Source organism: Natronomonas amylolytica (assembly GCF_037031205.1).
Taxonomy (GTDB): domain Archaea; phylum Halobacteriota; class Halobacteria; order Halobacteriales; family Haloarculaceae; genus Natronomonas; species Natronomonas amylolytica.
The window spans coordinates 1-23,873 of sequence record NZ_JAYEZM010000011.1 but is presented as its reverse complement, the minus strand read 5'-3'; the positions used below and the strand labels follow the sequence as shown (position 1 = coordinate 23,873).

Genomic DNA, 23,873 nt, shown 5'->3' with positions numbered 1-23,873 from the left:
CGGGTTCTCTTTTAAATCGCCGGCCGAGTGTGGCCGGTCGTCGCGGTTGCGTTCGTCTGGGAACCGGCCGTTATCGTGGTGTTCTCGGGGCCGTCGACGCTCGCGGACTGCCCGTCGGCGGCGGCCGGTTGGGCCGGAACCGACGACGAGGACAGTTCCGAGAAGAACAGACGGACGTTCCCGAGGTAGGGCACCTTCACTTCGGCGGTGCCGATGATCCACTCGGGTTTGACCGGCGCGGACAGCCCCCGGTGCTGGTCGTAGGCCGGATTCGCGTCCCCGAGGGTGATGAAGCCGGCGTGCGGCGCGGGACAGTGGTTCAGTTGCTCGCAGTTCGAGGCGCTGCCCATGTAGGCGGGGTTGGCGCGGTCGTACCAGTTCTCGCCGTCCTCGACCCACAGTACGGCCCGGTGAATGACCGGCGTCAGGTCGCGTCTGCCGTCCCGCTGGAAGACGATGACGTCGCCGTACCCGTTGAACTTCGTGTAGCCGGCCTCGGCCGCCCGGTCGGTGGGGAGGACCCCCGTCGACTGGCCGTCGTGGACCGGCGCGTTCTCGGGGGTAAAGCGGTCGTTGTCGACGACGAAGACGAGGTCGCCGCGTTCCATGTTCGGTTCCATGCTCCCGGACTCGACGGCGACCATCGGCGGCCAGATGCCGCTGATGGCAAAGAGCAACAGGCCGATAACCAGCACCGCGGTGACGCTCGTGGTCACGTCCCGAAGGTAGATGACCCAGCCACGGTCGGCCGTCCAGAACCACTTCAGCCAGCCGACGACGCCGGACGGGGGCTCCTCGCCCCGGTCGGTTCGGCCGTTCGAGGGCTCCCGGGTCCCTTCGGCCTCGTCGGGAGCGTCGGTGCCCGACACGTCGGACGGCCCGTCGCGCCGACGGTCGCCGCCCTCTGAATCCGTCATTGCACCGTCGTAGCGTCCCGGCGGGTTTGAACGTTCTGGGTCCGCTATGCTTTTGGCCGGTGGCGGCGACGTCTCCGACGTGCCTCAGGAGGAGCCGGCTCGCATCGCACGGGAACTGGCGAGCCACGGCTACACCGCCGACCGCGAGGCGATTACGCTCCTCGCGAGCGCCGAGCGCCCCGAACAGGCGCTCGTCCTCGCCGTTGAGGCGACGCCCGACGACGCACTGAAACTCACCGCGGCCGACATCGAGGACGCCCTCGACGGCGAACCGCGCGGTCGCCGGGACCCGATTTCATCCGACGACACCGCCGCTGCCGCGCCAGCGGAAACAGGGGCCGGCGGCGGTGCAGTCGCCGACTCCTCGCCCGCATCAGACCCCTCTATTTCGACTGGAGGCGAGTCGACTGAATCAGGTGACATGGCGGCGGGAGCTCCAGTCGAAACGAAGGGGTCTTCGGGCGGTCGGGACGTCGACCCCTCCAAGCGCGACCTCGACATCGCCAACGACATGACCGGTCGCTCGACCGGGACCGGCGAGTACGACGACTTCGTCGCGACGTTCCGGGACCGCTACGAACGCCTCGCCGGGAAGTTGCGCGGTCGGGTCAACCACCGCAACGCCTCCCAACTGGAAGCCAGCCCCGGCGGCGGCGACGCCGGCATGGTCGGCATGGTCTCGGACATCCGCTCGACTGCCTCCGGCCACTGGCTCATCGAACTGGAGGACACCACCGGCGTCTACCCCTGTCTCGTCATGAAGGACAAGGCGATTGCCGGCCTCGTCGACGAACTCCTCTACGACGAGGTCATCGCCGTCGACGGGACGCTCTCCGACGACGGCTCCATCATGTTCGTCGACGACCTCTACTTCCCCGACATCCCCCGGACCTACGAGCCCTCGACGGCCGACCGCCACGTCCAAGCCGCCCTCATCAGCGACGTCCACGTCGGCTCACAGGAGTTCATGGCCGACGCGTGGACCCGCTTTACCGACTGGCTCCACACGCCCGAAGCCGAACGCATCGAGTACCTCCTCATCGCCGGCGACATGGTCGAGGGCGTCGGCGTCTACCCCGACCAGGACGAGGAACTCGACATCGTCGACATCTTCGACCAGTACGAACGCTTCTCGGAGTACCTCAAGGAGGTCCCCGGCGACATGGAGATCGTCATGATTCCCGGCAACCACGATGCCGTCCGCCTCGCGGAGCCCCAACCCGGCTTCGACGAGGAGTTGCGCGATATCATGACCGCCCACGACGCCCGTATCGTCTCGAACCCCTCCGTCGTCACGCTGGAAGGCGTCTCGGTCATGATGTACCACGGCGTCTCGCTGGACGAGGTCATCGCCGAACTCCCCGAGGACAAAGCCAGCTACGACGACCCTCACAAGGCGATGTACCAGCTCCTCAAGAAGCGCCACGTCGCCCCGCAGTTCGGCGGCCACACCCGACTGGCCCCCGAGGAGAAGGACTACCTCGTCATGGACGAGGTCCCCGATGTCTTCCATACCGGCCACGTCCACAAACTCGGCTGGGGGAAATACCGGAACGTGCTGGCGGTCAACTCCGGCTGCTGGCAGGCCCAGACCGACTTTCAGAAATCCGTCAACATCGACCCCGACGCCGGCTTCGCGCCCGTCCTCGACCTCGATACGCTGGATATGACGGTTCATAAATTCAGTTAGCCACTTTTTGTACGCTCCGGCGGTCCGGCGCGCGTAGGCGCCGGACCCGCCTCCGCGACAAAAACGTGGGGAAAATATGCGCGCGCTCCTCCGTGCCGCGAAACCTCGCTTCGCTCGGTTTCGCGTTAGTCGTCGCGCGCTACGGCGCCTCCCTCCGGTCGGCGCCGGGAACCGCCTCGGGGGCGACCTTCGGACGCCCCGCTCGGCGGATGCTATCTTCAGCCTTTTTTAAGGTTACCTACGCCCACAGACCTCAGTCCTCGTTCCCTGCGCTCGCCTCTGCCTGCGGAAGCCAGTCGATGAACGTCCCTTCGATGAGCGTGTCGGACTGTTTGTCGATGTATTCGGCCTGCATCCCCCAGACGGCCTGTGCGAAGGGTTCGCCGCGGCCGACCGCCTCGGCGACCAGTCGGTGCTTCCAACTCGCGGGCGTCACACGGCGGTCGACCCGCTCGCGGAGCGGCTGGATGTAGCGGTTGGCCTCCTCGGCGTCCAGTCCGCGCAGTTCGAGGCCGTCGCGTGCGATCTCGAACAGTTCGGCGTATATCTCCTCGGTGTCGGTCGTCTCCTCGCCGGCGGCGGTAATCCAGCGGAAGTCGGCGTCGAGCCCATCGCGAACGGCCGCATAGAAGTTCTCCTCGGCGGCTTCCCACGGGAGGTCGTAGAGGGGGTGCTCGCGGCGCGGCAGGCTCTCGAGCAGGCCCGCGAAGACCGCCAGCAGGGAGACGGTGTCCCGAACCGTCGGCTGGCCGGGCAGGGGGCGGAACTCGATGCGCGCGTTGGCGCTCTGCCGCGTCGGCCCGTCGAAGACCGGCCGGACCCACCGCCAGAAGGTGCCGTGTTTGTGCCGGAAGTGGGCGAACTGGTCGTCGAAGCGGTGGCCCGTCTCCATCACGGTGGGCACGACCGTCTCATCGGCGGCAATGCGCTCCAGTGCTTCGTCGACGTCCTCGATGTCCTCGGGGAAGGTCACCTTCTCGCTGTCGGCGGGGTTGAGCACCGACTCGAAGACGGGGACGCGGTTCTCCATCCACGTCTCCTCGAGGACCGCCTCGGGTTCGGCGTCGTAGAGGTCCGGCGGGAAGAAGGGGCTGTTGACCGCGACGCCGAGCAGGGGGCCGGCGATGCGGAGCGCATAGCGGAACCGCTCGGGCAGGTCGTGGGCGTGAGCCATCTGGTAGTGCGGCTGGATGGAGGTGATGAGGCTCTCGGGCATCACCGTATCCGCCGCAAGCGAGACGTGCGGGGCGTCGAGCTGGAGTTCGGCGGCGTACTCGGTGTTCGCCATCGCGTGGTACCGCGTGGAGGCCGACATGTTCGTCGCCATCCGGATGCCGTCCTCCTCGATGCTGTCGGTCAGGTACTCGCCGGCCGTCTCGCCGATGGGCGGTACCGTCCACATCCCGTCGCTGACTAAGGCGATGCCCTCGCGTTTGACCTCGGTTTCGGCGGCGTCGAGTTTGGCCTGCACCTCCGCTTCCTGTGCGCGGAGGCCGTACCGAGAGAGTGGCTGGGGCGCCGTCGACAGTTCGGCGTTGTGGAGGCCGAGTTCCTTCTCGAAGCCGATGTACTCCAGCAGGCGACGGGGGACGCGCATGAGGGCGTCCGTCTCGTCGTCGACCGCGTAGAACTCGTATTCGAGGCCGACGATGGCTTGGGGGTTGTCGAAGGTTCCGTCCTCGATTTCCTCGCGCAACGCCTCGACCTCGCTGTCGACCCGCGACGCGAACTTCTCGCGGTCGACCTCCAGTGCCGCCCTGACCTGCGCCGCGAGTTCTGAGGCAGACATATCGCTCCCTGAGTGCGGCTAGGGTTTGAAACGTGTGGCTTCCGCGAGCAACGCCATCGGGGCGAAAGGCCTTGCCGTCCGAGTTCCAACTCGAACCGTGACCGAGACGACCGACGAACTGGTCGACTACTGCAAGACCCAGGCGGGCCTGTTGTCGGGCCGCGCCGAAACTATCGGTGCGGAGGCCGACGAGCTACTGGACGAAATCGACGAGGACATCGAGGACCTCCGAGAGCGCCTCGAAGACGCCCCCGAGGATATCGGCGATATCGAAACCGAAGGCGACTCTCTCGAAGAGAAGCAGGCCATCGTCGAGGCCAAGCGAGCGCGGATGGCCGCCTTTCAGGACCTCGCCGCGGACTACCTCGACCTCGCGGCCGACATCGAGGGCGCCGACCCCGAAAGCGCCCTCGCCCGCATCGTCGACTTCGAGTCCGAACGGGACGCACCCGCCTACTTCGATGAACGGACGACCGTGCTGGAGACCGTCGCCGAGGACGGCTGAACTAGTATTCCGCGACGCCGGCCGCCAGTCGGTCCAGCCCCTCTTCGAGGCGGTCCATCGAGTTGGCAAAGGACAGTCGGAGCCGCCCCTCGCCCGCCTTTCCGAAGCCGCTTCCGGGCGCCAGCACGACGCCGTGTTCTTTTAAAAGGTACTTCGCGAACGGCAGCGCCTCCGCGTCGGCGTCGTAGTCGAGAAACGCGTAGAAGGCCCCCTCGGGTCGCGGTGCCGAGACGCCGTCCATCGAACCGAGGCGGTCGGCGACGTAATCCCGCCGGCGCTCGAAGGCCTCGTACATCTCCTCGAAGGGTTCCTGCGGTCCGGTCAGCGCCGCGATGGCGGCGTGTTGTGAGATGCTCGATGCACAGGCCGTCGTCGATTCGCGGACCTTGGTCACCTCATCGATGACCGGCCGGTCGCCGGCCAGCCAGCCGAGGCGCCACCCCGTCATCGCGTAGGTCTTCGAACAGGACCCGACCGTCAGCACGTGGTCGGGATGGTCCGTCAGTGCCGCGATGCCACGGGGTTCCCGGTCGTAGGTCAACCCCGCGTACACCTCGTCGGCGATGACGTAGGTTCCGTAGTCCGCCGCGGCCTCCACGACGGCCCGAATCGGTTCGGGGTCGAAGACCCGCCCCGTCGGGTTCGAGGGCGTGGTCAGAATTACGGCGCCCGTCTCCGGGCCCATCGCTTCGATGAGGCGGTCCGCGTCGAGGTCGTAGCCCTCCTCGACGGCCATCGTGACCTCGACCGGTTCGCCTTCAGCGAGGAATGCCTGCGTCTCGTAGTTCGGCCACGCCGGCCCGGGATACAGCAACTCCTCCCCCGGTCCGACCGTCGAAAGCACTGCCAGATGCAGCGCCTCCATCCCGCCGACGGTGACGACGATTTCGTCGATGTCGTGTTCGACGCCGTAGTCGCTGGCCATCGCGTCGCTGATAGCCCGGCGACACTCCGGCAGGCCCGCGTTCGACGTGTAGTGGGTCGCGCCCTCGCGGGCCGCCTCCGCGGCCGCTTCGACGACGTGGTCCGGCGTGTCGAAATCCGGTTCGCCGACTTCGAGGCGGACGAGGTCGCGGTCGACGGACTCCGCGAGGTCGAACATCACCCGTATCTGCGAGCGGTTCGCTCGCCTGACGCGGGCCGTTGGTTCGTGCATGACCGAGGCTACGGCGCGTGAGGGTAAGGCTACTCGGATACGCGAGTTGGGTGGTCCCGACACAACGCATAAGGGACTGTGTCAGGATATCGCAGACGACCATGATGAGTGTACAGTTAACGCTTGACAATGTCCTCGAACGAGCGGTCGACCTCTTTCCCGACCGGGAACTGGTGACGAAGATGCCCGACGGGAGCGTCCACCGGTACACGTACGCCGACGCCTACGACCGGATTTGCCAACTCGCCGGCGCACTCGACGAGTTCGGGCTCGACGACGGCGACCGGGTCGGCGTCGTGGCGACGAACCACTATCGACACTTCGAACTCTACTTCGGACCGGCGTGTTCGGGGCGGTCGATTCACATGTGCAACATGCGGCTGCCCGACCACCACTTCGTTCACACGGTCGACGACGCCGAAGACCGAATCGTCTTCGTCGACCCCGGACTCGTCGGGAAGGTCGAAGCGAACGCCGCCGACCTCGACACCGTCGAACAGTACGTCGTCCTCGACGACGAGGTGCCGGAGACGAGTCTCGACCCGGTGACCGATTACGAGTCGTTCATCGGCGACCAGCCGACGACCTACGAGTGGCCAGATATCGACGAGGACGCCGAATACGGCATGTGTCACACCTCGGGGACGACGGGGCTCCCGAAGGGCGTCCCCTACTCCCACCGGGGGATGTACCTCCACAGCATCATGTGCGGCCACGTCGACGCCAACGGCATCGGCGAGCGCGACGTCGTCCTGCCGGTCGTGCCGATGTTCCACGCCAACGGCTGGGGGCTGCCCTACGCGGCGACGTTCGCCGGCGCGAAACAGGTCTTCCCCTCGGTCCACACCGACCCCGAGTCCATCGCCCGCCTGATAGCCGACGAAGGGGTGACCATCTCGGCGGCGGTCCCGACCATCTGGCTGGAGATGGCCGAGTTCCTCGACGAGAACCCCGAGGTCGACATTTCCAACATCGACCGGTTGACGGTCGGCGGGTCGGCACCGCCGGAGTCGCTCATCCGGAAGTACGACGAGGAGTACGACGCGCCCATCATCCAGGGGTGGGGGATGACCGAAACCTCGCCGCTGGGCACGCTCAGTACGCTCCGGAAGGAGGCCATGGACCTGCCGCCCGACGAGCAGTACGCCTACCGCGCGAAGGCGGGCCTGCCCGTCCCCGGGATGAAAACCCGCGTCGTCGACGACGACGGCGAGGAGGTCACCCACGACGGCGAGACGATGGGCGAACTCCAGGTCCGAAGCCCGTGGGTGACCGACCACTACCACGACCGCCCCGAGGAGAACGCGGAGAGTTTCACCGACGACGGCTACCTGCGAACCGGCGACATCGCCACCCGCGACGAGATGGGGTACATCGACGTCGTCGACCGCGACAAGGACGTCATCAAGTCCGGCGGGGAGTGGATTTCCTCGGTGCAACTCGAAAACGACCTCATCGCCCACGAGGGCGTCAGCGAGGCATCGGTCATCGCGGTCGACCACGAGCGCTGGCAGGAACGGCCGATGGCCGTCGTGGTTCCGAAGGGGGACGCCGACCTCACCGAGGACGAACTCAACGACCATCTCGCCGAAACGTTCCCCTCGTGGTGGCTTCCCGACGTCTACGAGTTCGTCGACGAGATTCCGAAGACTTCGACCGGGAAGTTCGACAAGAAGACGCTTCGCGAGCGGTTCGACGTGGTCCTCGAAGCCGACGAGGGCGCCCAGCAGTAGCGGAAGGACCGGCGGGGCCGACAGTGCCAGCGGGGCCGCGGACGACACGCCGGTTCCGGGACACGAGTTTTTAACCCGGATACCGAGGATTGGGAACTATGAGCACAGAATATCTGAAATCGGCGGCGGACGCGTCCCTCGAGATTCCACAGGACGTCACGGAGTCCGTTCGCGACATCGTCGACACGGTCCGGGAGCGCGGCGACGAGGGCGTACGCGAACTCACAGAAAAGTTCGACGGCGTGGAACGGGACGCCCTCCGGGTCAGCGACGACGAGATAGACGCGGCCGCGGAGTCGCTCACGGACGCGGAGCGGCGAGCGATAGACAACACCATCGAGAACGTCCGCGAGTTCCACGAAGCGCAGTTCTCGCATCTCGACGGTTTCGAGCAGGAGTTCGGAGAGGGCACCACCCTCGGGACGCGACTGGTGCCGGTCGAACGCGCCGGCGTGTACGTCCCCGGCGGCCGGAAGCCGCTGGTCGCGGCGCCGGCGATGACCATCGTCCCGGCGACCGTCGTCGGCGTGGACACCGTCGTCGCGTGTGCGCCGCCCCAACCGGACGGCTCCGTCCAGGCCGCCCAACTGTACGCGATGGACGCCGCCGGCGCCGACGAGATATACGTTGCCGGCGGGGCACAGGCCATCGCATCGATGGCCTACGGGACCGAGACCATCCCCAGCGTCGACGAGATAACCGGGCCGGGCAACGTCTACGTCATCGAGGCCAAGCGGCAGGTGTTCGGCCACGTCGGCATCGACTTCCTCGCGGGGCCGACCGAGGTGCTGATACTCGCCGACGAAACGGCCGACCCCGAACTCGTCGCGACGGACCTGCTCGCACAGGCCGAACACGACCCGCGCTCGCGGGCCATCCTCGTCGCGACGGACCGGGATATCGCCGAGGCGGCCGTCGAGGCGGTCCACGACCAACTCCCGGCCCTCCGCACCGAGGAGGTCGCAGGGGAATGCTGGGAGGAAAACGGCGAGGTCATCCTCGCCGACGACCTCGATGCCGCGGCCGCCGTCGCGAACGACTACGCCCCCGAACACTTGCAGGTGATGACCGACGAACCGCGGGCGCTGTTGGAGGACCTCCACAACTACGGGTCGCTGTTCCTCGGCCACCACGCGCCGGTCGTCTTCGGCGACAAGGCCGTCGGCACCAATCACACCCTCCCGACGCTGGAGGTCGCCAAATACAGCGGCGGCATCAACGTCACCACCTACCTGAAGGTGCTGACCCATCAGGAACTGACTGCCGAAGGCGCCGACGACATCGCGCCGTGGGCCGCGAAAATCTGCGAAATCGAGGGGACCCACGCCCACCAGATATCCGCCGAGAAACGCATCCGGTCGGAGGACTCGCGGGACCTCGCTCGTGACCTCGACCTCGAATCAGGTGGCGGCGTCGACCTCGCGGAGGACAGGGAGGAAGAACGATGACGCTCGAAGACACCACCGCATTCGTCACCGGCGCGAGTCAGGGCCTCGGCCGGGCCATCGCGCTGCAACTCGCCGACGAGGGCGCCAACGTCGCGCTGGCGGCCCGCAGCGACGGCATCCACGACACGGCCGCCGAATTCGACGACGAGTCCCGCGCCCTGCCCGTCGAAACCGACGTGACCGACGAGGAGTCGGTCAAGGCGGCCATCGACGAGACCGTCGAGGAGTTCGGCGGCCTCGACTGTCTCGTGAACAACGCGGGCATCGCTGGTCCGACGGCCCCCGTCGAGGACGTCTCGGTCGACGAGTGGGAGCACACGATGGACGTCAACGTGACCGGCATCCTCCGGTGTGTCAAGCACGCGTCGCCGCACCTCCGAGAAAGCGACCGCGGCAGCGTCGTCAACATCTCCTCTATCACCGGCAAACGGCCGCTGGAGGGCCGGACACCCTACGCGGCCTCGAAGATGGCCGTCATCGGCGTCACGCGGACGCTCGCGTTCGAACTCGGCGAGGACGACGTGACCGTCAACGCCATCTGTCCGGGTGGGGTCCGTGGGGACCGCATCGACCGCGTCATCGAAAAGCAGGCCGAACAGCGGGGGCTCTCCTTCGAGGAGGCCAAACGGGAGGCCTTGACCGGCGACACCGCCCTCGGGCGCCTGACTGAACCCGAAGACGTCTCCGAGATGGTCTCCTATCTCGCGAGCGACAAGGCGCGTAACGTGACCGCCCAGGATATCAACGTCGACGCCGGCACCATCTGGTATTGATACGGATTGTTGTAACAAATTACCGGCGAACGCCGAACCGCACGGGCGTTCGCCGGTAAACGACTACAACAATCCGTATGAGCGCGGAACCGGAAACTACGATTCCGGACCCAGACAGTAGGCGTGGCCGGGCGTCTCGACGACGGTTTCGGCGTCGTCGCTCCAGTAGCCGCTGAGGTCGGCGCGTTCCGCGTAATAAATCCGGCCGTCGTGGGGCACCGCTTCGCTGGTCACGTGGCCGTTGTTCGGGACCCGCCAGCGAACGGCACCGGTGTCCTTCTCCAGTGCGTACAGGTGGGTATCGTAGGAGCCGACCAGCACGGCGTCGGACGTCACCGACAGCGACCCGATGACGTGGCCGTGGACGTCTCGGGACCACAACTCCTCGCCGGTGTCCGTATCCAGCGCGTGGACGTGGCGGTCGTCACTGCCGACGTAGATGACGTCCGAATCCGGGTCGATGCCGGGATTCGACATGATGATTTCCCCCGTCTCGAAGGACCACTCCTCGCTGCCATCCTCGAGGTTCAGACAGTAGAAGTGGCCGTCCCACGACCCGACGAAGGCCTTGCCCTCGTAGGTCGGGATGGTGCCCTTGATTTCGGCGCCCGTCTGGAACTCCCAGGCGAAATCCAGCGAGGGGAACTCCCAGCAATAACAGACGCCGTCGTTCGACCCGGTGATGATGCGCTCGGTCGCGGGGTCGATGGCGAAGGAGGGGTGTGGCATCCCCCACAGGCGGTCGTCGTGCCACAGCGGCCGGCCCGTCTCGGCGTCCAGCGCCCACGCCGTCCCCGAGGGCTCCTGCCACGGGTAGTTGTACTCGGCGACGACGTAGATGACGCCGTCCCAGTAGACCGGACTCGAGCCGATGGCGATGGCGCCGTGGAGCCGCCAGTTGGACGTCTTCCAGACCCGCTCGCCCGTCGCCACGTCGAAGGCGTACATCGCGCCGTCGTAGCCGCTTATGTAGGCCGTTCCGTCGACGATGAGCGGCGTCCCGTGGATACCGAGACTCCTCGCTGCGCCGGTCTCGACGGTCCACAACTGTTCGCCGTCGGGCCGCACCGCGTGGACCTTCCCGGTATCGGACGGGATGATCAGCGTCTCGCCGTCCGGCGTCGGCCGCGGACTCGCCTTCGCCGCCGTGTGGCCGATTTCGTTGATTGGCATCGACCACTCCCTCTCGACGGATTCGGGGACGACCGCGTCCGGATAGTAGCCGAGTCGTCGCGTCCCCTCCCGGAACATCGTCACGCCGTCGTCGTCCGGATACGTCTCGTCATAGGGCAGCGATTTCGGGTCGAACGCCTCTTGCTCCCGGTCGTAGCCGCGGCCGGGCAGGCTGGTACAGCCGGCGAGGCCGACGGTCGCTGCGGCGCCGAGGTGCCGCAGCAGTCGGCGCCTGCTCGTCGTGCGACCCATTCGCCTGCCGTCGTTCGACCCGGACATTGACCACTCGTACAGACGCGGCGGATATATGTATCGTGGTCGGCGAGGCGGTTCGCGAAGCGCGTGGCTACGTGGTGAACGTTCGGAAGAATAGTCCCGGCTGGATTCGAACCAGCGTTGTGGGCCCCAGAAGCCCACGTGATTGGCCACTACACTACGGGACTGCGTGCACACGAAGGAAAGCCACGGGACTATTTATGATTGTCGTGTTCGCCCGACGCTACTCCCCACCTGGCGGCACGAAATGCACCCGCCGATGGCAGTTCGCACACAGTAGCTCGCACTTGTCCATCTCCGCTTCGATGACCTCTCGCGGGCGGTCATCCGCAACCAACCGTGCGATGGTGTCGGCCTTCTCGCCGACGTGATGGAAATCGAGGCAAGCAGGGTCGGTCTCGCCGCAGATCACACACCCGCCCCGGTTCCGTTTCCGTTCGAACACCCAGGTTCGCGGTTCCTCGGTCGGTGGCGTGTGATGCGCCAGCCGATGACAGTTCGCACAGAGCACATCGCAGCCCTCGATTTCGTCCCGAAGCGCCGCTTTGCCGTATCCGTGCGTTACCATCGTCCCCACGTCCATCTCCTTTTCCGAGGGCTGTCTGTGGTGGAAGTCGAGACACGCGGGGTCGCTTTCGTCACACCGAACACAGCCGCGTTCCGCCTTGTATTCGTTGAGCCACTGGCGGAGCTTCGCCCGCCGCCTTCGAGTCCGCTCGGCGTTCCACTCGCAGTTCCGGTAGTGCCACCGCTGGTCGACCGAGAGGTCCGACCAGTCCGTCCCGTCTGGAATCTCGACATCGTCAGGTTTCCCACCCACTCGTGCCCCGTCGAGGGCTCGATGTTCAGTCCGGCAGCCTCCTTCGCCGCGTTCCAGCCACCGAGTTGGCGGATGATGGTCGCCGAGGCAGGCGTCAGTCCCAACGCTTCGTATTCGGCTTTCGTCGGCGACTTCTCCAGACGTTCGGTAGCCTCCCGAAGGGCGTCAATGCATTCGGGTTTCGGCGTCGCCATACCCTCGCTGGGCGGCCCCTAATATAAAAACCGAGCCGCGTAGCGGAAGTGTCGTTCGGGTATCACACCACTCAGCCAGGAACCGACACCGACATACGGAATCCGCCGAGAGTGACGCGCATGTACGTCGGACGTTTCATCGTCGTCGCACCGGACCGCGCGGCCTATCGCGTCTCCTCGCGGTCGTTCCCGAACCGGCAGGTCATCCAGCGGGACGAGGCCCTGACCGTCGCGCCGACGCCGGACGCGCCAGAGACGGACAACCCCTACATCTCGTACAACTGCCTGCGAACGACCGAAGACGGCGAGCAGGCGGTCATCGGCAACGGCACGCAGGTCGACCCCATCACCGAAAAGCTAGAACTCGGCTATCCGGCCCGTGACGCCTTGGTCGAACCCCTGCTCGCGCTGGATTACGAGAAGGACGACTACGACACGCCCCGCATCGCTGGCGTCGTCGGCGACGAGGAGAGCTACATCGGCATCGTCCGCCGGGACGCCATGCTCGTCCACGCCGTCGAAGAGCCGACGCTGGTCGCCACCTACGAGAAGGACCGCCCGGAGGCGACCGACCTCGATGCGACCGACCCCGGAGCGATGGCCCGCGAACTCTACGACCGGGACCTCGAACACCCGGTCTGCGCGGCGGCGGTCGCCCGCGCGGACGACGGCTTCGAGACGGGCTTTTATAACGGCGAGTAGGCGAAATTCGGCAGTCGAGCCTACTCACGCTGGAGTCGGATGCGGACGCTGTTGCCGCCTAACTCGCTGTCCTCGAAGGCGAGTTCGCCGCCCGAGCGGTCGACGATCCACTTGACGAGCCAGAGGCCGAGGCCGCTGCCGTGGTGTTTCGGCGTCACGTCGGCGTCGCCGGTGACGACGTTGCGCTCCATCGGCGGAATCGGCGGCGCGTCGTCGTCGACGATGATGTCGGCCCACCGGCCGCTCTCGCTGGGTTCGATGCGGACGCGGACGGTCGGTTCGTCCGCGGGGTTGTGCTCGATGGCGTTCTCGACGACGTTCTCGATGGCCAACTGGAGGCGCGGAATCGCCGAGACGGTCATCGAATCGGGGAGGTCGACGTCGAGCGTCGTGTCGGGATACTCGGTGCGGAACTGTTCGACGGCGGCGCGGACGAGGGGTACACTGTCCAGCGGCGCGGCGTCCGAACGGGGCGATTGTAACACGTCGTCGATCTGGGCGGCATCGCTTGCCAAGCCGAGGAGTCGCTCGGCGCGCCCTTCGATGACCGTCGCCGTCCGGACGGCGTCCTCGTGTTCGCCGTCGAGGGATTCCAGCAACTGCGTGGCGTTGCCCTCGATGGTGTTGGCCTCGGTCCGCAGGTTGTGCCGCAGGACGCGGGTGACGACCTGCAGTTGGCGTTCCTTCCGGTTGAGTTCGGTCAGGTCGGTGTAGACCGCGAAGCCGTCCAGTCGCGAGGATTCGGAGGGATAGGGAATCCCGCGATAGAGGAACTCCCGGAGGCCGTCGGCCGTGCGGCGTTGGACCCGCCGGTAGTTGATGGTGCCCGAGGCGGTCCGGGAATCGAGCGTGTCGGCCTCGTCGGCGAGCCACTCGGGGACGATGTGGTCGTTGAGCGGCGTATCGACCACCTCGCTGCGCTCGTAGCCGAACAGTTCTACGAACGATTCGTTGACGCTCCTGACGACCGGTTCGTCGTCGACGAGTTCGAAGGCGACGACGGCGTCCTGAATGTGTCCGAGGAGATGCCGCAATCCCTCGGGTTCGTCGACCGGGAACAACTCCGTCTCGCTGTCGTGTTCGTTGATGTGCATTTGTTCTTCTGAACTCACTTTCGGTGTCTGTCTGAATGCTTATCTACACACAAATAAAAAGGATAGTGTACATACTCCTTTAGAAGTTTAATCTATATGTAGACGAATGTCCGGTCTGTCGTGGGATGGCGGTGACATTTATCCCCGGTCGGGTCGAACTGTCGGACGATGCGAGTCGGGGTCATCTCTGATATCCACGCCAACCGAATCGCTCTCCGTGAGGTACTCGACGATATGCCCGACGTGGATGCCGTGGTCTGTGCGGGCGACGTGGTGGGGTACAATCCGTGGCCGAGCGATTGCGTCGAGGCGATGCGCGACCGCGACATCCCGACGATAATGGGCAATCACGACCGTGCGGTCGTCAACGGGGTCGGCTACCCCGGCAATCGGATGGCCGACGCCGGCGTCCACCACGCCATCGACGAACTGGACGACGACCAGCTGTCGTGGCTCGGCTCGCTGCCCGAGGAGCGCACCTGTTTCGACGGCCGGCTGAAGCTCGTACACGGCCATCCCGACGACCCCGACCGCTACACGTATCCGGGGCTGTTTTCCGAGGACCTGCTCGCCGACGAGGACGTGCTGGTGATGGGCCACACCCACGTTCAGGGCCACGAGACCTACGACGAGGGCGTCGTCATGAATCCGGGAAGCGTCGGCCAACCGCGGGATAGCGACCCCCGCGCGGCCTATGCGGTCGTCGACCTTGACGAGTTGACCGTCGAGGAACGCCGCGTCGAGTACGATATCGAGGGCGTAATCGAGGCTATCCAGGATGCCGGTCTCCCGAAGGATACGGGGAAGCGTCTGCGGAAAGGGCGGTAGCGGAGAGAAAAGAGCGAGCATACGCCGAGCGGAGCGAGGCGTTTTGGTTCGAAAGACGGCCTATGGCCGTCTTTCGTCATCACGAAAGGCGCGTAGCGCCTTTCGAACGACACCGCGCCGACCGCAGGGAGGCGCGGGACCAAGGGCCGACCGTAGGGAGAGTCGACGTGTCTTTTTCATCGAAGTTTTTGCCGGCGCGGCGAAGCCGCGCCGTGCAAAAAGTTCGGTTCGAAGCCCTTTTGCCCGATACCACCGCAAACCCGAGCATGGACCGGGATGCGGCCGTCGAAGCCGCCGTCGCGTTCGTGGGCGTCGCGTTGCTCGCGGGCGTCATCATGTGGATCGGGACCGCCTATACGAACGACGGGCTGACCGGCAGCGGCGGCCTCGCCCTCGTCGGCGGCATCGCCTTCTTCATCGTCTTCATGTCGGTCGTCGGCCTCGGCCTCTCGCGGCGCTACTAGGCTCGCCAGTCGGTGACCCGGTCGTCGGGCGCCTGTTGGAGCCGCTTTCCGTAGTAGGACAGCGGATGCTGAATCGTCTCGCAGGTCTCGTCCGTGTCGACGCAGTCGCCGTACTCGTCCATCACGGCACAGGAGGGTGGGGTCAGGGCGCTTCCCTCCTCGTCGTCGAGCCGTTCGACCTGCTCGCGAACGGTCCCGGCAGCCTCGTCGGTAACGTCACACAACTCGACGACCTCCTCGCCGTCGAGGCCGACGCTGACGAGGAAGGATACGAGCGCGAACCGCGAGTGGTCCGGCAGCGCCTCACCCTCTCGGGCCCGGGTCAACAGCGCGCGCATGCAGGGCGGAAAGAGGCCGGGAACGACCGCCTCGAAGCCCATCGGCGGGTCGATATCGGAGATGCTGCGCCGAATCGCGCCGAGTTCGTCGCTCAGCGGGTCGCCGATGGGTTCGGGCACCGACAGCGGTAGGCCCTCGACGACTCGGTGGTGAATCGCCTCCCGGAGCAGGGTGTACAGTTCCGCGCGGGCGACGGGGACGCGGCCGTCGTCGAGCGGGCGGCCGGCGAGGCGCCAGCGGTCGTCGTCGAGGTCGCCGGCGAGTTCGAGATAGGCCGTCACTTCGACGCTGAACCGGCCGTTTCCGGTCGGTTCGACGCGCCCCGAGAGGCCGAAATCGGCGAGCAGGCGCTCCAGCGTCAGCCGCTGGTCGGCGGTGCTTTTGAGTTCGATGTCGGCCTCGAAGTCCTCGACGAACCGCTCGCGGGCCGTCGCGGCCTCGGCGGCGGCGTACTTCTCGGTCGCACCCGGCACGTCGAGCAGCGAGACGAGGACACGCGCGACCGGATAGGAGAGCAGTTCCGCGCGGTCGCTCCAGAGTTGCGGCTCCTCGGCTTCCGTGGTTCCCTCCAACAGCGCGCGCTGGACGCGCTCGTGGCCGCGTTCGACCGCCGGCCCGCCGCGCTGGACGAGCGCGGCGAGGTCGACGTCGGCGGCCTCAACCGCATCGCGAGAGGCGTCGAGGAAGGGATAGCGAGCGTGGAGCCGCTCCATACCCACGCGTATCCGGGCGGTGCCGATAAACGCACCGACCCGGACTTTCTCGCGTGTTTGTTGTTTTATAAGTGGTTCTTGGCGACTTCCCAACCGCAAACAGCCGGAAAGCCCTCGGCCCGCTGGCGGTCGCTGAGCGGGATACTCTCCCTTCGGTCGAGTAGTGCCCGCTCAGCGACTATATAAACGCCAGCGGGCTCACGGGTCGCTTCGCTCCCCGTTCGCCATGTCGAGACGCTCACTCCGTTCGCGTCTCGCGGGCCTCGCCCTTTCAGTCCGCCGAGGACCGCAACCGCAGCCACGAACCTCCCCAACCGACTCCCTCCTTCGCTTCGCTCAGTCGGTCGTCCCTCGCGCGGCTCCGTCCGACCGCCGCTCACGAGATGTTCGCGGCGGTCGGCCAGCGCGCGCCATTTATAAATAAACACCCGGCCGGGAGGAGGGGTCGGCCGCAAGGCCGGCCCTCCGACCCGGGGAAGGGCAGGCGTGGTGCTGTCCTGGCGGAATCGAAGGGCGAGGCTGGGTGGCGCTTGCGTGGTCGTCTCAGCGGCCTCTATCTGACGCAACTACGTCCGTCAGATATGTCGCTGAGCGACCGCCAGCCAGCCGAGGGCTTCGGAGGTCATTGCGGCTCCTTTCGAGTAGTTGTCAGAGCGCCGGCCGAGGGCTTCGGAGGTCGCGGTTCCTTTTAAACAGCAGTTATCCAAACCGGAGAGTCGACACGTCTATACTCAGGCGGGTCCAGCGAACCAACATCCGTGCGTCTCAGGTATCGCTGTCCGGGGTGTCGGACGACGAGCAACCTCCACGACCCGGGGTGTGAGTTCGAGGGCACCGACCGAACCCACATCGAGAAGGCCTACACCGACATCCTGGGCCCGCTCTCGGCCCGGAGCTACGACGACGAGGACGCCCTGCGCGAGGACGTCCCGGGCCGCTGGAGCGGCCTGCACGCCCGCGTCCTCTCGCGTCTCGAAAGCGACCAGCGCGTCGTCGACGAGGACGGCGAACTCCAGTTGCTGCCGCCCGAGGAGTACAAGGAACGCGTCTCGAAGCCGACCTTCGAGCCGCTGAAGACCATCTACGAGAAGGGTAGTGTTCCCGGCGCGCACGATAACTCTGTCTTCGCGATAATCGCGTTCTATGAAATGGTCGGCCTCTCGTGGGAGGAAGCCCGGGAGAACACCGTCGATTGGCTCCACGAGTCGGGGACGTGGGACCGCGGCGGCTTCGAGGAGGGCTCGCCCGAGGAGTTGGTCGACTCGAAGAAGCACGTCTACGAGCAGGGCTACGGCTGGAAGGAGAAGGCTCAGGCCGCCAAGGCGGTCATCGACCGGCACCTGTAGCCGGAGCCGGCGTCCGCGTCCGACCCCGTGAGAATCGGCCCAGCACCTATTAGTCGACTGGTCGTAGTTTCACGTGATGTACGACCGAATACTGTTACCGACGGACATGAGCGCCGGCGTCGACCGCGCGGTCGAACACGCCATCGACGCTGCGGAGCGCTACGGTGCCGAGTTGCACGTCCTCTACGTCGTCGACGCGGAGGCGTACAGTTCCTACCCCGGCGACGAGTACGTCCACGAGTTCGAGGGACTGGAGTCCGCGCTCGAACAGGCGGGCGAGGAGTCCGTCATCGCTATCGCCGAACAGGCCGAGGCGGCGGGCATCGACACCGAGACGGTCATCACTCACGGTGTCCCCCACGAAGAAATCCTGAAATACATCGATGAGGCCGACATCGGCCTCACAGTCGTCGGGTCGAAGAACCGCTCCGACGAGTACCGGCGCCTGCTCGGCAGCGTCGCCGAGCGGGTCGCACAGATGTCCGAGCAGCCGGTTACCGTCGTCAAGACGCCCGTCGAAGAGTAGAAGGGCCGCCGCGGTGGTCGCGGTGGCGGCCGCGGCTTATTCCGCGTCCTCTTTCAGCCGCTGTATCCGGGTTTCGTATTCGTCGTCGCTCAATTCACCGCGGGCGTAGGCCTGCCGGAGTTCCTCGATGGCTCGGTCGGTTTCCTCGCCGCCGGCGAGTACCCGATAGCCGGCGTAGGCCAGCACCGCGACGACGACCAGCGGCAGGAGACCCGACACCAGCCACCAGCCGCCGGTGCCCATCATCCCGCCGTCCCACGCTCCCGTGTGCATCCCGCCGAACGTCGGCATCATGACCAGCATCAGCACGACCGGTAGCAGCAACAGCGCTGCACCGATGACGAGGACGAGTCGTAGCAGTTGGTCGTCGTTGCTCATACACGATGTTACGAGGGGGATACTGATGCCTGTTTCCCCTACGAATCCGTCGTAACCGTCGGCCTGTGGTTGCTATACGAAATCGAAACTCGGCTTTTCGTTCGGAGAACGAAGTTCGTCGAGGTTCGTCCGCTTGAGACGCCGTTACCGGTCCGGTTGCCACCGGTATCGGGTCGTCTGCGTGCCGTCGAACCGCGGGCCGGGGCCGTATTCGTCGAAGTCGGCGTCTTCGAGGGCCGTCTTCGTCGTCTCGTCGTGGTTCGGGACCAGCAGTTCGACGTCCATGCCCTCGCGGTCGGCGAAACGGGTCGGCTCCTCCAGCAGGCGCCGACAGACGTCCGGTTCGCCCTCCAGTTGGGTGACGTGAACGGTCGTCTCCCGCGCATCGTAGCTGACGAACCCCTCGACTACCCCCTCACCGTCGGCGACCCGAACCGTCCGGTCGTGGATGAGGTTCCGCATCACGTCGGTCGGTGCGCCGGTAAGGGTCGCCAGTCGCTCGGCGTCGGCCTCGACGGCGTCCCGTATGTCCATGCGGGTTGGTATCACTTTCTCACGGATTAATGTTCCCGTGGACTCGATGCCGGCCGTTTTCCGGGGTGGCTTCCGTCGGTTGCAAAAATCGCCGGAGAACGGCGGCGTGGCAACGTTGCCACAGATGGACAGGGTTATCTCCCGGGACTGGTTAACCGACGGGTATGAGCTACCACACCGTACAGCGGGTGATTGCATGCGCGTAGTCGCCAAGTTCGGCGGCACCAGCCTCGGCAACGGCGACCGGGTCAACCGTGCTGCCGACTCCATCGCCGACGCGGTCAACGACGGCCACGAGGTCGCCATCGTCGCGAGCGCGATGGGCTCGACCACCGACTTCCTGCTCGACGCCATTACCTTCGAGGCCGACGAATCCGACGAGGCCGAAATCGTCTCGATGGGCGAACGCACCTCCGTCCGGATGCTGAAAGCCGCCCTCGGGGCCCGCGGCATCGACGCCAAGTTCCTCGAACCCGGCACCGACGAGTGGCCGGTCATCACCGACGAACACGGCGAGGTCGACGTCGAGGAGACCCAGCGCCGCGCCAAGCAACTCGCCGCCGACATGGCGGCCGAAGGCTACGTCCCCGTCATCACCGGCTTCCTCGCACAGGACCACGCCGGCAACGTCACGACGCTGGGCCGCGGCGGCTCGGATACGACGGCGGTCATGCTCGGCAACTACATGAACGCCGACGAGGTCGTCATCGTCACCGATGTCGAGGGCGTCATGACCGGCGACCCCCGCGTCGTCGAGGGCGCGCGAAACGTCGGCGAGATTACCGTCGACGAACTCCGCAACCTCTCCTTCCGCGGCGCCGAGGTCGTCGCTCCCTCCGCCCTCTCGTACAAGACCGCCGAGATGGGCGTCCGGGTCGTCCACTACCAGCACGGCGACCTGCTGGCCGGCGGCACCTCCATCGAGGGCCAGTTCGAGAACCTCATCGACCTCCGGGAGACGCCGCTGGCCTGCCTGACCGTCGCCGGCCGCGCCATCCGCAACACGCCCGGCGTCCTCTCGGACCTCTCGGATGCCATGGCCGACTCCGACCTCAACATCGACGCCGTCTCCAGCGGCATGGACTCGGTCACCTTCTACGTCGACGAGGAGGTCGCCGAACGCGCCGAGAACGTCCTCCATCAGGCCGTCATCGACGTCGACGAACTCTCCAGTGTCACCGTCGACGACGACGTCGCCGTCATCCGCATCACCGGCGGCGAACTCCCTACCCAGTCCGGCATCCTCCAAGACATCGTCGTCGCGCTCAGCGAGGAACACATCACTATTCAGGACCTCATCACCAGCGCCACCTCCGTGTCCGTCTTCGTCGACTGGGACGACCGCGAAGCGGCGCTCAAGCAGATTCAGAAGGTTACGTGATATACTTCGGCTGATGGGGTCGATTTCCCCGTCAGTTCCCGCCGCGGATGTTCTTCAGGCGCTTGACCCGCCCGACCGTCTTGTCCGTCAGGCGCGTGTAGACGTACTCGCTGACGGCGACCAACCCGACGGCGGCCCCGAGGAAGAAGGCGGCCTGCGGATAGAGGCCGTCCAGCAGGTTGAACACGCCGACCATCGCTATCGGCCCGGCGACGACCAGGGTGCCGATGAGTTGCAGCGAGCGGATGATGCCGAGGGTCATTCGTAGTTCTCCGGAACGTCATCGTCGTCGGCCGGTCCCTCCTCTTCCTCGATGACGACGGCGTCGACCGCCGTCCCGAGGACGCGCTCTTTGATGTCGAAGACCCCGCCGATGTAGTGTTGGCCGACGACCAGCGCGCCGGCGATGGCGATGAAGCCGACGCCCATCGCCGTTCGGCCGCCGACGAGGAACTCCACGCCGAGCATGCCGATGGGCAGCGCCAGGACGAGCGTCCCGGCCAGCGAGATGATGTCGATGAGGCCCATTGGATGCCCATAGACCGGTAACGGGGAAAAGCCCGCCGCTCCGGACGCGTGACGACAGCCTTTCGACGGGGGCGACCCTACGGCGGGTATGTTCACCGGTATCGTCGAGGAGACCGGCGAGATCGTCGCCGTCGAGGACGGCCCCGAAGGCCGCCGACTCCGCGTGTCCGCGTCGTTCACCCACGACCTCGAACACGGCCAGTCCATCGCCGTCAGCGGTGCCTGCCTCACGGTCGAGGACTGGGACGAGGAGAGCTTCGAATTGTTCTGCTCCGAGGAGACGCTGGAACGCACCTATCTCGACGCCGTCGAGGTCGGCGACCCCGTCAACCTCGAACGCGCGCTGCCCGCCGACGGCCGCTTCGACGGCCACTTCGTGCAGGGCCACGTCGACGGCGTCGGCGAGGTGACCGAAATCGAGCAGCTCGGGGACGACTGGACGTTCGCCTTCTCGCTGCCCGAGGACCTCCAGCGGTACGTCGTCGAGAAAGGCTCTATCTCGGTCGACGGCATCTCGCTGACCGTCGCCGACCTCGGCGACGAGGACTTCGCCGTCGCCATCATCCCCGCGACCTACGAGTTGACGACGCTGGCCGACAAGAAGGTCGGCGACCCCGTCCACCTCGAGGTCGACGTCGTGGCGAAGTACGTCGAGAGCCTCACCGAGGGCTACCGCGAGTAATCCGCCCGACTGCCGTCGGCCCATTTAAGACCGGCCATCCCCGAGTGTCCGCCAATGTCGAACTCGAACGCGAAGGGGGACCGCCGCGAGCGCGAACTCGTCAACAAACTCGACGAGGCCGGTTTCGCGGTGATGCGCGCGCCCGCCTCCGGCAGCGCGACCGAACGGGAACTCCCGGACGTGCTGGCCGGCGACGGCGATACCTTCTACGCCATCGAAGCCAAGTCCTCCAGCGGCGACCCCATCTATCTGACCGGCGAGGAGATCGAGGCGCTGGTCTACTTCTCGCAGAACTTCGGCGCCAAGCCCCGCGTCGCCGCCCGCTTCGACCGCGAGGACTGGTATTTCTTCCATCCCGGCGACCTCTACACGACCGACGGCGGCAACTACCGCGTCAAGAAGGAAACCGCCCTCGCGGAGGGCACCGACTTCCCGGAGTTCGTCGGCGACTCCGAGAAGGTCACCCTCGACGAGGTGGCCGTCGAATCCGACGACGGCCCCGACCGGGACGTGCTGGAGGCGCTCTCGCGCGGCGACCTCTCGGTCGACGAGGCCGCCGAGATGCTGTAATCCGGCGAGTGCGTCCCCGAGACGCGCGGGCGTCGACCCTACCCCTCGGCGAGTTCGGTCAGAATCGCATCGACCGTCTCGGCGTCGTCGGTCCAGAACCCGCTGTAGCCGTCCGACTCCTCCCGGGCGACGAGTCCACAGGGCTGTGTTCGTCCGTCGCCACCGTCGAAGGCGAGAGCCCAGTACCGTTTCAGGGGGCTCTCCGAGTACTCGTGGTAGGTGATTCCCGGTATCGCCGGGGGCGACCAGTCCGCCAGCCCGTGGATGTGCACGTCGACGTCCGTCTCGGCCGCGAGTCGCCGGTACGGTTCGAGTTGGGATTCGAACGTCGAGAGGGTCTGAAAGCTCACGTGGAAGGTTCCCGCCCCGGTGCGGTAGACGCGGTCCTCGATTTCGCGGCTGACCGCCAGTAGCTGGCGGCGCTCCATCGCGGTGTACACCGTCTCGTCGAGCAACTCGAAGAGCACGCGATACCCCTCGGAGAGCCCCTCGCGATCGCCGGGACGGGCGATGGGCGGTTCGGTCAGCCATGTCAGTTCGGCGACCCCGAGCGCGCCCACGAACTCGCCGCCCTCCTTTATAACGACGAACGGGTCCGGGCCGGTCGCCGGGAGCGGTCGGTACTCGACCTCGACGCCGTGATTGGCGAACCACTCGCCGAGGTCCGTCCCCTCGTCCCGCCGGTAGACGACCAACTGGCGGTTCGACGCTTCGGCCTCGGCGATGAGTGCGTCGAGCATCTTCAGGCCGAGGGCGGCTGGTCGGGGTCGACGCTTTCGCGGATGAGCTCGGAAACGTCCGGCACGAGCGGCTCGATGTCGACGGTGCCGCTCTTCCGGTCGTAGTTCACCAGTCCGACGTCGGTGAGGAGCGGCAGATGGACGTGTCGGAGCGCCATGACCAACTGCTCGCGGTCCTCCTCGGTCCCCATCGTCCCCCGCTCGGACGCCGTCCAGCCGGTGAGAACGGTCGCGAGTTCATCGACCGTGGTCTCGTCGGTATCCAGCAGAAAACACAGCAGGCGACGGCGCTGTGTGGAGGCGAGCGCTCGATAGAGTCGGTCGTCGGACAGCCGTGGCGTGCCTTCACTCCTCGCCGCTTGACGGCTCCCCCGCACGTTGTCGTTCCCCGCCATCTATCTATTAAAATTACCAATTTAAACTCTTAAATGTTTTTACCAGCTGTTTGGCGCTGTTAAGTTAAGAGTGAGGCGGCCGGTGTTTCGAGTGATCTATGGTCGAAATCGACCGCCTCGACGGTGATACCGGTTGGATTGACTTAGAGTTTGTTGAGCGCGAGCGGACACCCGAGGAG

At 66.2% G+C, this 23,873-nt stretch carries 26 protein-coding genes, 1 tRNA gene and 2 pseudogenes; 14 read left to right on the top strand and 15 right to left on the bottom strand.

Annotation, left to right across the window (positions count from 1 at the left end; genetic code table 11):
• Nucleotides 1-11 precede the first annotated feature (11 nt).
• Nucleotides 12-917: a S26 family signal peptidase gene (locus tag U5914_RS14685; RefSeq protein ID WP_336136501.1), complete on the bottom strand. Its 906-nt coding sequence runs from the start codon at nt 915-917 to the stop codon at nt 12-14.
• Between the two features lie 79 nt (nt 918-996).
• Between U5914_RS14685 and U5914_RS14680 the strand changes: the two genes are divergently transcribed.
• Nucleotides 997-2,607: a DNA-directed DNA polymerase II small subunit gene (locus tag U5914_RS14680; RefSeq protein ID WP_336136500.1), complete on the top strand. Its 1,611-nt coding sequence runs from the start codon at nt 997-999 to the stop codon at nt 2,605-2,607.
• A 253-nt stretch (nt 2,608-2,860) separates the two neighbouring features.
• On the opposite strand, the gene U5914_RS14675 is transcribed toward U5914_RS14680, so the two are convergent.
• Nucleotides 2,861-4,396 carry a glutamate-cysteine ligase family protein gene (locus U5914_RS14675; RefSeq protein WP_336136499.1) on the bottom strand — a complete coding sequence of 512 codons (1,536 nt, stop codon included), beginning with the start codon at nt 4,394-4,396 and terminating at the stop codon, nt 2,861-2,863.
• Nucleotides 4,397-4,493: 97 nt separating this feature from the next.
• Here U5914_RS14675 and U5914_RS14670 point away from each other — a divergent pair, with 97 nt between their 5' ends.
• A complete protein-coding gene (locus U5914_RS14670) occupies nt 4,494-4,901 on the top strand; it encodes a hypothetical protein (RefSeq protein WP_336136498.1) in 408 nt (135 codons plus the stop codon).
• 1 nt (nt 4,902) lies between these two features.
• Here U5914_RS14670 and U5914_RS14665 read toward each other — a convergent pair whose 3' ends face one another.
• Nucleotides 4,903-6,057, bottom strand: a complete 1,155-nt coding sequence (locus U5914_RS14665; RefSeq protein WP_336136497.1) for a pyridoxal phosphate-dependent aminotransferase — start codon at nt 6,055-6,057, stop codon at nt 4,903-4,905.
• Nucleotides 6,058-6,161: 104 nt separating this feature from the next.
• On the opposite strand from U5914_RS14665, the gene U5914_RS14660 reads away from it, so the two are divergent.
• The 3 genes from U5914_RS14660 (at nt 6,162) to U5914_RS14650 (ending at nt 10,011) form a co-directional block, all read left to right on the top strand.
• A complete protein-coding gene (locus U5914_RS14660; RefSeq protein ID WP_336136496.1) occupies nt 6,162-7,790 on the top strand; it encodes a long-chain fatty acid--CoA ligase in 1,629 nt (542 codons plus the stop codon).
• Between the two features lie 98 nt (nt 7,791-7,888).
• Nucleotides 7,889-9,238 carry a histidinol dehydrogenase gene (gene hisD / locus U5914_RS14655; RefSeq protein ID WP_336136495.1) on the top strand — a complete coding sequence of 450 codons (1,350 nt, stop codon included), beginning with the start codon at nt 7,889-7,891 and terminating at the stop codon, nt 9,236-9,238.
• The gene (locus tag U5914_RS14650) at nt 9,235-10,011 is read left to right on the top strand and encodes an SDR family NAD(P)-dependent oxidoreductase (RefSeq protein WP_336136494.1); all 777 of its coding nucleotides are present in this window, start codon (nt 9,235-9,237) and stop codon (nt 10,009-10,011) included. The genes hisD and U5914_RS14650 overlap by 4 nt, the downstream gene beginning before the upstream one ends.
• A 96-nt stretch (nt 10,012-10,107) precedes the next feature.
• Here the strand turns inward: U5914_RS14650 and U5914_RS14645 are convergent, their stop codons facing one another.
• The 4 genes and pseudogenes from U5914_RS14645 to U5914_RS14630 form a co-directional block, all read right to left on the bottom strand.
• Nucleotides 10,108-11,463 carry an outer membrane protein assembly factor BamB family protein gene (locus U5914_RS14645; protein WP_336136493.1) on the bottom strand — a complete coding sequence of 452 codons (1,356 nt, stop codon included), beginning with the start codon at nt 11,461-11,463 and terminating at the stop codon, nt 10,108-10,110.
• 91 nt (nt 11,464-11,554) lie between these two features.
• A tRNA-Gln gene (locus U5914_RS14640) sits at nt 11,555-11,627 on the bottom strand.
• A gap of 56 nt (nt 11,628-11,683) precedes the next feature.
• Nucleotides 11,684-12,280 carry a hypothetical protein gene (locus tag U5914_RS14635; RefSeq protein ID WP_336136601.1) on the bottom strand — a complete coding sequence of 199 codons (597 nt, stop codon included), beginning with the start codon at nt 12,278-12,280 and terminating at the stop codon, nt 11,684-11,686.
• A gap of 86 nt (nt 12,281-12,366) precedes the next feature.
• Nucleotides 12,367-12,474: pseudogene (locus U5914_RS14630) on the bottom strand (hypothetical protein); the annotation flags it as partial.
• 120 nt (nt 12,475-12,594) lie between these two features.
• On the opposite strand from U5914_RS14630, the gene U5914_RS14625 reads away from it, so the two are divergent.
• Nucleotides 12,595-13,176 (top strand): IMP cyclohydrolase, encoded by a 582-nt coding sequence (locus tag U5914_RS14625; RefSeq protein ID WP_336136492.1) that lies wholly within the window; start codon nt 12,595-12,597, stop codon nt 13,174-13,176.
• A 20-nt stretch (nt 13,177-13,196) separates the two neighbouring features.
• On the opposite strand, the gene U5914_RS14620 is transcribed toward U5914_RS14625, so the two are convergent.
• Nucleotides 13,197-14,270, bottom strand: a complete 1,074-nt coding sequence (locus U5914_RS14620) for a PAS domain-containing sensor histidine kinase (protein WP_336136491.1) — start codon at nt 14,268-14,270, stop codon at nt 13,197-13,199.
• Between the two features lie 168 nt (nt 14,271-14,438).
• On the opposite strand from U5914_RS14620, the gene U5914_RS14615 reads away from it, so the two are divergent.
• Nucleotides 14,439-15,098 carry a metallophosphoesterase family protein gene (locus tag U5914_RS14615; RefSeq protein WP_336136490.1) on the top strand — a complete coding sequence of 220 codons (660 nt, stop codon included), beginning with the start codon at nt 14,439-14,441 and terminating at the stop codon, nt 15,096-15,098.
• 266 nt (nt 15,099-15,364) lie between these two features.
• Entirely contained in the window at nt 15,365-15,562 is a 198-nt protein-coding gene (locus tag U5914_RS14610) for a DUF7472 family protein (protein ID WP_336136489.1), read from the top strand.
• Here U5914_RS14610 and priL read toward each other — a convergent pair.
• The gene (gene priL / locus U5914_RS14605) at nt 15,559-16,614 is read right to left on the bottom strand and encodes a DNA primase regulatory subunit PriL (RefSeq protein WP_336136488.1); all 1,056 of its coding nucleotides are present in this window, start codon (nt 16,612-16,614) and stop codon (nt 15,559-15,561) included. The two genes, U5914_RS14610 and priL, sit on opposite strands and share 4 nt — an antisense overlap.
• Before the next feature lie 758 nt (nt 16,615-17,372).
• Here priL and U5914_RS14600 point away from each other — a divergent pair.
• The gene (locus U5914_RS14600) at nt 17,373-17,960 is read left to right on the top strand and encodes a DUF7474 family protein (protein ID WP_336136487.1); all 588 of its coding nucleotides are present in this window, start codon (nt 17,373-17,375) and stop codon (nt 17,958-17,960) included.
• Between the two features lie 76 nt (nt 17,961-18,036).
• Nucleotides 18,037-18,486 (top strand): universal stress protein, encoded by a 450-nt coding sequence (locus U5914_RS14595; protein WP_336136486.1) that lies wholly within the window; start codon nt 18,037-18,039, stop codon nt 18,484-18,486.
• Between the two features lie 36 nt (nt 18,487-18,522).
• On the opposite strand, the gene U5914_RS14590 is transcribed toward U5914_RS14595, so the two are convergent.
• A complete protein-coding gene (locus tag U5914_RS14590; protein ID WP_336136485.1) occupies nt 18,523-18,864 on the bottom strand; it encodes an SHOCT domain-containing protein in 342 nt (113 codons plus the stop codon).
• 144 nt (nt 18,865-19,008) lie between these two features.
• The gene (locus tag U5914_RS14585) at nt 19,009-19,398 is read right to left on the bottom strand and encodes a hypothetical protein (RefSeq protein WP_336136484.1); all 390 of its coding nucleotides are present in this window, start codon (nt 19,396-19,398) and stop codon (nt 19,009-19,011) included.
• Nucleotides 19,399-19,594: 196 nt separating this feature from the next.
• On the opposite strand from U5914_RS14585, the gene U5914_RS14580 reads away from it, so the two are divergent.
• Nucleotides 19,595-20,779 carry an aspartate kinase gene (locus U5914_RS14580; RefSeq protein WP_336136483.1) on the top strand — a complete coding sequence of 395 codons (1,185 nt, stop codon included), beginning with the start codon at nt 19,595-19,597 and terminating at the stop codon, nt 20,777-20,779.
• A 31-nt stretch (nt 20,780-20,810) separates the two neighbouring features.
• Here the strand turns inward: U5914_RS14580 and U5914_RS14575 are convergent, their stop codons facing one another.
• Both U5914_RS14575 and U5914_RS14570 read right to left on the bottom strand, forming a co-directional pair.
• Entirely contained in the window at nt 20,811-21,041 is a 231-nt protein-coding gene (locus tag U5914_RS14575; protein WP_336136482.1) for a DUF7533 family protein, read from the bottom strand.
• Complete coding sequence (locus U5914_RS14570) at nt 21,038-21,307, bottom strand: DUF7533 family protein (protein ID WP_336136481.1); 270 nt, start codon at nt 21,305-21,307, stop codon at nt 21,038-21,040. The genes U5914_RS14575 and U5914_RS14570 overlap by 4 nt, the downstream gene beginning before the upstream one ends.
• Before the next feature lie 88 nt (nt 21,308-21,395).
• Here U5914_RS14570 and U5914_RS14565 point away from each other — a divergent pair, with 88 nt between their 5' ends.
• Nucleotides 21,396-21,989 carry a riboflavin synthase gene (locus tag U5914_RS14565; RefSeq protein ID WP_336136480.1) on the top strand — a complete coding sequence of 198 codons (594 nt, stop codon included), beginning with the start codon at nt 21,396-21,398 and terminating at the stop codon, nt 21,987-21,989.
• Between the two features lie 54 nt (nt 21,990-22,043).
• A complete protein-coding gene (gene hjc, locus U5914_RS14560) occupies nt 22,044-22,559 on the top strand; it encodes a Holliday junction resolvase Hjc (protein ID WP_336136479.1) in 516 nt (171 codons plus the stop codon).
• A 38-nt stretch (nt 22,560-22,597) separates the two neighbouring features.
• Here the strand turns inward: hjc and U5914_RS14555 are convergent, their stop codons facing one another.
• On the bottom strand, nt 22,598-23,299 hold the full coding sequence (locus U5914_RS14555) for a DICT sensory domain-containing protein (RefSeq protein ID WP_336136478.1): 702 nt from the start codon (nt 23,297-23,299) through the stop codon (nt 22,598-22,600).
• A gap of 2 nt (nt 23,300-23,301) precedes the next feature.
• Nucleotides 23,302-23,694 carry a DUF7344 domain-containing protein gene (locus tag U5914_RS14550; RefSeq protein ID WP_336136477.1) on the bottom strand — a complete coding sequence of 131 codons (393 nt, stop codon included), beginning with the start codon at nt 23,692-23,694 and terminating at the stop codon, nt 23,302-23,304.
• Nucleotides 23,695-23,792: 98 nt separating this feature from the next.
• Between U5914_RS14550 and U5914_RS16900 the strand changes: the two are divergent.
• Nucleotides 23,793-23,873: pseudogene (locus tag U5914_RS16900) on the top strand (IS6 family transposase); the annotation flags it as partial.